The sequence below is a fragment of the Pseudomonas sp. P5_B2 genome (genome assembly GCF_056400445.1).
On the sequence record NZ_JBFULH010001237.1, the window covers coordinates 1 to 815 of the forward strand.

Genomic DNA, 815 nt, shown 5'->3' on the forward strand with positions numbered 1-815 from the left:
CAGCTGGGAGGTGCAGGATCCGAACGCAGGAGCTGACCTGAGGAATCGAATTGCCGAAACGCGTCGAATCGCATACCACTGTCGAGACAAGGCTCCGCCAATCCGAGCATTTCCAATGCCCGTACCGTGTTGTGTAACAGGCAAATGCCCGACCCTGCCGAGGGAATCCCCGGCTTGATATCGATACAGTGGACGTCCACTCCTGCCCTTCGCAGTGCATAAGCCGCGGTGGCACCGCCGATTCCACTACCTACAATCAAAACGCGTTTAACCTGACTCATTCTTGTCTCCTCTCCGCTTCTATGGCGGGTGGTAGCTGCTATCCAATGACACAGCTTGTTTGCCAGATCCGGTACATCGAAGTACGCCTCGGCAAGAGACATCTGCGACCGGATATAGCCCTCGTATCGTCATCTGCGGCAAGCCTTCAAGCGTCGCACAGTACTGTTTCAAGTCCGGCGACGACCTAAATCCACTGGGCAGGACCGTCCAGGCCTTCGACTACCCATCATCCCGCGTTTCGTGTCGCTCACCAGACATCGGCGTTGCTAAAGACAAACCAAATCTATACGTTCCGTTTTGTTTCCGCAACCATACCAAGAAAAACCTAAATTTAGGCAAGAGATCCATTGACAACAGCAATCTCAGGCAACAATACTTTGTGTACGCATCGTTTTGTTAATGCTGACTTCAGTTAGATAACAATTCATAACCGGAGCGCGGCTTAAGTAGGCCGCCTCGCGCTTACTTCAACTCTCTCTGCCGTTTCCGGAGCTCGACGCATGACCGCTAATTCCCAGTCCCCTGTGTTCGTT

The 815-nt window shown here is 52.9% G+C and carries 1 protein-coding gene; it reads right to left on the minus strand.

The genetic code is table 11. The annotated features are described in order from the left end of the window. On the minus strand, positions 1-281 hold a 281-nt coding region (locus tag AC1DRJ_RS30465; RefSeq protein WP_477805383.1), incomplete at its 3' end, for an FAD-dependent monooxygenase. Positions 282-815: the final 534 nt, after the last annotated feature.